This is a genomic window from Brevundimonas sp. BH3 (assembly GCF_045345115.1).
In the GTDB taxonomy this organism is placed as follows: Bacteria; Pseudomonadota; Alphaproteobacteria; order Caulobacterales; family Caulobacteraceae; genus Brevundimonas.
Genome location: NZ_CP150796.1, coordinates 2,763,795 through 2,770,000, shown reverse-complemented (window position 1 = coordinate 2,770,000; position 6,206 = coordinate 2,763,795). Strand labels below are relative to the sequence as shown.

At 60.1% G+C, this 6,206-nt stretch carries 3 protein-coding genes, 1 tRNA gene and 2 rRNA genes (1 of these 6 only partly in view); 3 read left to right on the top strand and 3 right to left on the bottom strand.

The window, feature by feature from the left end:
- The 3 genes from WEU32_RS13540 to WEU32_RS13530 form a co-directional block, all read left to right on the top strand.
- Nucleotides 1–953, top strand: a 23S ribosomal RNA gene (locus tag WEU32_RS13540); it begins 1,825 nt to the left of the window's first position.
- A gap of 72 nt (nt 954–1,025) precedes the next feature.
- A 5S ribosomal RNA gene (gene rrf / locus WEU32_RS13535) occupies nt 1,026–1,140 on the top strand.
- Between the two features lie 54 nt (nt 1,141–1,194).
- Nucleotides 1,195–1,271, top strand: a tRNA-Met gene (locus WEU32_RS13530).
- A 260-nt stretch (nt 1,272–1,531) separates the two neighbouring features.
- Here the strand turns inward: WEU32_RS13530 and WEU32_RS13525 are convergent.
- The 3 genes from WEU32_RS13525 to WEU32_RS13515 all read right to left on the bottom strand — a co-directional run bounded on the left by WEU32_RS13525 (nt 1,532) and on the right by WEU32_RS13515 (nt 6,103).
- The gene (locus tag WEU32_RS13525) at nt 1,532–1,687 is read right to left on the bottom strand and encodes a hypothetical protein (RefSeq protein WP_406852257.1); all 156 of its coding nucleotides are present in this window, start codon (nt 1,685–1,687) and stop codon (nt 1,532–1,534) included.
- Complete coding sequence (locus tag WEU32_RS13520) at nt 1,647–3,362, bottom strand: alkaline phosphatase D family protein (RefSeq protein ID WP_406852256.1); 1,716 nt, start codon at nt 3,360–3,362, stop codon at nt 1,647–1,649. The genes WEU32_RS13525 and WEU32_RS13520 overlap by 41 nt, the downstream gene beginning before the upstream one ends.
- Before the next feature lie 89 nt (nt 3,363–3,451).
- A complete protein-coding gene (locus tag WEU32_RS13515) occupies nt 3,452–6,103 on the bottom strand; it encodes a TonB-dependent siderophore receptor (protein WP_406852255.1) in 2,652 nt (883 codons plus the stop codon).
- Between the last annotated feature and the right edge of the window lie 103 nt (nt 6,104–6,206).

Genomic DNA, 6,206 nt, shown 5'->3' with positions numbered 1-6,206 from the left:
CGAAATTCCTTGTCGGGTAAGTTCCGACCTGCACGAATGGCGTAACGACTTCCCCACTGTCTCCAGCACAGGCTCAGTGAAATTGAATTCCCCGTGAAGATGCGGGGTTCCCGCGGTCAGACGGAAAGACCCTATGAACCTTTACTATAGCTTCGCCTTGGCGTTAGCGACCGTATGTGTAGGATAGGTGGGAGGCTATGAAGCCGGGGCGCCAGCTCTGGTGGAGCCATCCTTGAAATACCACCCTTACTGTCGTTGACGTCTAACCGAGGGCCGTTATCCGGTCCCGGGACATGGCGTGGTGGGTAGTTTGACTGGGGCGGTCGCCTCCTAAAGTGTAACGGAGGCGCGCGATGGTGGGCTCAGACCGGTCGGAAATCGGTCGTCGAGTGCAATGGCATAAGCCCGCCTGACTGCGAGACTGACAAGTCGAGCAGAGACGAAAGTCGGCCATAGTGATCCGGTGGTCCCGCGTGGAAGGGCCATCGCTCAACGGATAAAAGGTACTCTAGGGATAACAGGCTGATTTTGCCCAAGAGTCCATATCGACGGCAAAGTTTGGCACCTCGATGTCGGCTCATCTCATCCTGGGGCTGGAGCAGGTCCCAAGGGTATGGCTGTTCGCCATTTAAAGAGGTACGTGAGCTGGGTTCAGAACGTCGTGAGACAGTTTGGTCCCTATCTGCCGTGGGTGTTCGAAGCTTGAGAGGATCTGTCCCTAGTACGAGAGGACCGGGATGGACATACCTCTGGTGGACCTGTCGTGGCGCCAGCCGCGCAGCAGGGTAGCTAAGTATGGAATAGATAACCGCTGAAAGCATCTAAGCGGGAAACTAACCTCAAAACAAGGCTTCGCTGAGGATCGTGGAAGACTACCACGTTGATAGGCCAGGTGTGGAAGCGCGGTGACGTGTGAAGCTTACTGGTACTAATAATCCGATCGGCTTGATCGTTTCTCAGCAAAACCCATAGTTCTACTATGCATTAACAATACGATTTCTTCTCATCCTTATATACTTGGTTGACCCGGTGACTTTGTCGGAGATTCCCCACCCGATCCCATTCCGAACTCGGTCGTTAAGGTCTCCAGAGCCGATGGTACTTCGTCTCAAGGCGCGGGAGAGTAGGTCGTCGCCGGGTCTACCAAGTATATAAAGATGTGTCTCGAACCCCTTCCTAAACCCTACCGTTTGCCGCGGGATGGAGCAGCCCGGTAGCTCGTCAGGCTCATAACCTGAAGGTCGTAGGTTCAAATCCTACTCCCGCACCCAAACTCCCCAAACAGCCCCTCGTTCAACCGCAGGGGGCTTTTTGCTGTCTGGGCCGCAGCGCAAAACACCGCACAAAAACCCTCCCGCCACAGCCTCGCACACCGCGAACTCGCATGCCGCCGGACCATAGACCTGCGAATGGCCCCTTGCCGCTCAGCGGACGTCTCAGGCGGCACTATGCGAGGCCAGCGAAAATGCCGAAAGGGCTGCGCGCAAATACAAAGAACCCGCTGCCGATAATCATCGACAGCGGGCTTTAATTACTGGCCATTCGTCTTGGCCAAAGCTTCCGCCACATACCGGTCCATGTGTTCTTCCAGTGTCGTGAGGGGAACGGCTCCGATACCCAGTATCGTGTCGTGGAACGGGCGCGGATCAAACGCCTCGCCCAATGCGGCGAGGAACGTGTCTTTCATCAGTCTTTCGCACTTGAAATGCACCGTGGCGGTCCACCGTAATCTGCGCGAAACAGTGCGTGCCGGTGTCACGGGTCTTGATGTCAGCAATTTGATAATAACTGCACGTCAGTTTCGCTTTGCTGATCTCGACGATAAGGAAACCATGATCTCGGACGTGGGCGAAGCGGACATCGGGGTTCTTGGCGACCAGTGCTGTTTCCGCGATCTCATAGATGCGAAGATCTGCACTGATGGTTTCATACCCCCCGGGCGAGGTGACGCTGCCGGTTCCGAACTCGACGCCGACGAAAGCTTCGTCGCGTGGGTCGTGCAAACGGTTGCCCCAGAACATGTGCGTATCGCCGCTGAGAACGGCCAGATTTGCGCCACTGCGTCGGGCGGCGTCATACAGGCGAAGGCGCGCCGCTGGATAACCATCCCACGCATCCAGATTGATCGGTAAACTAAGGCGCGTGCTTTCCAGCCAGCGACGTGATCCGGCACGCGAGATTGCATCTTGCAGCATGTCATCCGGCATAATGGACATGAAGTCCGGTGCCCGCATTCGGGCCACGATCACTTGATTGGCCAGAACTTGCCAAGCCGTTCCGCGCTGGACCGAGGCCGTCAGGGCATCTTCTAGCCACACCTCCTGCGCTGCGCCCATCATCGAGCGCTCGGGGCGGTTCAGCACCTCGCTCTCAAAGCGAGCAGGGTCGGGGTGGCCTTCGGCGTCGAAGATCATATCGCGTGAGGCGCTGGGGGCCTTGGTGCGGCCGGTCAGGCGCGTCTCCACCGCGATCAACGACAGCAGGTCGCCGAAATCATAGACGCGGTTCAGCACATGGGCCGGACGCCGAGGCGGCGGATCGCGCATGGGTAACCATTCGAAATAGGCCTGGATCGCTGCATCGCGACGGCTGTCCCACGGGCCTTCCGTATCTCCGTCATGGGCGGACGATCCGCTCATCCAGCTGTTGTTTGCTGTCTCGTGATCGTCCCAGATGGTGATGAAGGCGGCGCGGGCGTGGGCGGCTTGAAGGTCGGGGTCGGCGCGATACTGGGCGAAGCGACGACGGTAGTCGTCTAGGGTGACGATCTCGTGCGCCGGATCATGCTCGCGACCCAAGGCGCGGCTTTCCGGTCCCCCATAGCCGTCGACGCCGTATTCATAAATATAGTCGCCCAGATGCACGACGGCGTCCACCGGCTCTTCCAGATCGGCGATGGCGCGATAGGCGTTGAAATAGCCGAAGCCGTAGTGGGAGCAGGACACTACCGCCAGCCGCGCTCGCTCGACATCGCCGTTCGGGAGCGTGCGGGCGCGCCCGACTGTCGACGAGGTATCGGCGCTGTGGAAGCGATAGAAGTATTCACGACCGGCGTGCAGGCCCGTTACATCGATCTTGGCGGTGTGATCGCGGGCGGCGGTTGCCTGCACCGTTCCAGACTGGATGATACGTCTGAAGCTCGCGTCATCCGCGACCTCCCAGCGAAGTAAGACTGTCGCGCCGTTACCAATCGCGCGGGTCCAGATCACGAAGCCGTTTTGCAGTGGATCTCCCGCTGCTACACCATGGGTGAAGCGTGCCGGATCAACGGTTGCGCGTGCAACAGTCGGACCAACCAGTGCCGCTCCGCCCGTCATCAGGCCCAAAGCACTGCGGCGCGAAAAGCGAAGATTTTGCGTCATCGAACACACTCTAAGTAACAGATGCGCCGTGCAGACGACGCAAAAGCATTCCGGCGGCCAGTGTTCCGGCCGCCGGAAAGAAATGGACCTTAGAAACGATAGGCCAGATTGATCCGGAACATGCGCGGCAGGCCGGGCATGACGGCGACTTCCTTGTAAACCTCGGCCGACGGAGTGAAGTATTCCTCGTCGAATAGGTTATCAATATTGGCCGAGACGGTGACGTTGCGCACCTTCACATAGGCTGCCGCCTTGGCCACGGTATAGGCAGGCAGACGCAGGCTGTTCTCGAAAATACCGCCCGTTTCCGAGACATAGGTGGCCCCGGCGGTGAAGCCCGCGCTGGCTTCCGTTCCCATCAGACTGAACGGCTCGGTCGTATAGGCACCGAACAGGCTGAACACCTTGTCCGGCATAGTGCGGACCACATAACCCCCCGCCAGTTCGGCAAAGGTGCCGGCGTTGTTCACCGCAAAGGTGCCGCCATAGGCCGAGGCGGGATCCAGACCAAACTGTTCGGGGCGCAACTCCAGATATTCGCCCTTGCCCTTGCCGGGCGCATCCACGCGCGTCTCCTGCAGCGTCAATGCCGTGGTGAAGCTGAGCTTGTCTGTGGCCAGCCAGTGAGCTTCCAGTTCGAAACCGTCCGAGGTGGTGCCGCTGACATTGCCCATGATATCGGTCTGGCGACGGAACTGTTCATAATAGGCGGCACCGCCAAACAGGGCACCGCCGAGGAGTGAGAACTTGACCCCGGCCTCCTTCAACTCCGATGGCGAGATGAACAGGTTACTCGTTACCGTACCGACCGACACGCCGCCGGTCTGGGTCGATTCCAGCGAGCGCGGCTCGGCGAAGGTGACATAGGGGGTCAGACCCCACGGAGTCTCATAACGAGCGGACAGCGACCAAGTGACGGCGTCCTTGCTATTCTCCACCCATGTGTTCTTCAGACCGAAGACTGTCTCGCCCTTGTTGATCGCTTTCACATCGTAATCGTCCCAGCGCAGCCCGGCCAGGATGCTGAAACGGTCAAACACGGTGATGTCGCTCATGGCGAAGACCGAGCGGCTGTTCCACTCCATTTCGTGCCGCGAGTCCCACATCTGCACGCCGTTCTTCATCAGAGGGGCGGCGATGCGATCACTCGCCGTCGATCCGCGTGACAGGTCACGGCGGTTCAGGGCGATGTAGCCGGACAGGAAGCTTTCATACTGCTTTGCCGTGTGGTCGCGATAACCGGCGCCGATGATGGTGTCGGCGCTGACATGCTGGCCTAAGCGCGAGGGGAAGCTGTAGGTCACGCGACCTTCGAGGGCGCGGGCATCATAGTCGGCGGCGAAGCCGAAGCTGGTGAAGCGCTGGTTCTCGATGTCGTCCATGAAGGCTTTGAAAGCCAGCACCGAGCCGTTCGCCATTTCCTTCTGCAACCCCGCATAAGCGGTGAAGGTGCGGCTGTCGTTATAGTCGGCGTCATCCGCCATGACGTTGCGGCGGCTTAAGCGGGTCGTGCCGACGCCTTCATCGAGGGCGAATTTCGGATTGTTCTTGCCGCCGTATTCTTTGATCTGGCGAATGTTGGATGTCCCGCCCCACGATCCGAAAGCGGCGTCGATCTCGCTGTATTCGATCATGCCCGAGCCATCCAGATCGACTAGATCGGTGTCGCGCCCAGTGATGTAGACGCCGTTGTCGATCAGGTTCTGCGTCACCCGGTTCCAGCCCGGCGACTGGATGCGGCCCGATTCCTCGAAATGCATCAGATTGACCTCGCCCGACCAGCCGTCGCCGAAATCGCCGACATAGGTGGCCTGAAGGTTTAGGTGCTCGGGGTGTATATTGCGATAATAGGAGTCGGAGTCCTCGCGCTCGACATACAGTGCGATGCCGCCTTCGCCGACCGGCACCACCAGATCCGCGGCCGCATTGCGCCGTCCGTAGGAGCCGACGGTGACGTTGACGCCGCCGCTCATCTCATCAGCATAGCGCGCATCGACGCCGCGCGCCGACTTGGGCACAAAGTTCAGCAGGCCGCCGACCTTGCCGGGACCATAGATGGGCGAGGACGGCCCGCGCAGCACCTCGACATATGCGGCGGCCCCCAGATTGGACGAAAAGCTGCCGCGGTTCTCGATCCGCTTGAAGCCCTGAAAATAGGTGTCAGCCAGGGTGCCGCGCACGTTCAGATTGCCCGGCACGCCGAAGAAGCTGGCCGTATAGGCACCCGGCACGGCGGCGACCAGATCGTCGACATTCTCCATCCCATAGCGGGCGATGGTGTCCGAACTGACGCGCGAGGCCGAACGCGGCGTCTCCAGCAGCGAACGATCCAGCCCGGTGAAGCTGTCGGTCGCGCCCTTCTGAAGGCGGCTTAGCGGATCAAAGCGGGCGGTGACGACCACGTCGCCGATCTGGGTCGTCTCGGCCCGCGCCTCTGCTGAAACGATAACAAAGGCACCGTTCGGGTCGCGCCGAAACGTCAGATTGGTGCCTTCCAAAAGACGGCCCAGCGCTTCCGCTGCGGTCATTGATCCGGTCAGGACAGCGGAACGACGGCTATCCAGCGTCACGCCTGTGGCGACGATCACCGTGCCCGTCTGTTCGGCCAGAGCGACGACCGCACGGTCCAGCGCCTGTGCCTCGATACGGATGGTGTGAACCTGAGCGGCGGCTTGACGGGCCGGAGCCTGGGCGAGGGCAGGCATGGCGGCGGCAAGCACGAAAACGGCGGCAGAAGACATGACAACAGCCTTCAGCCTTGAACGATACATCATCAACTCTATCCCCTGAGCAATGTGCGAAGCCCGTAGCCGATGCGGCCCCCAACAGCTTCAACATTGCCTA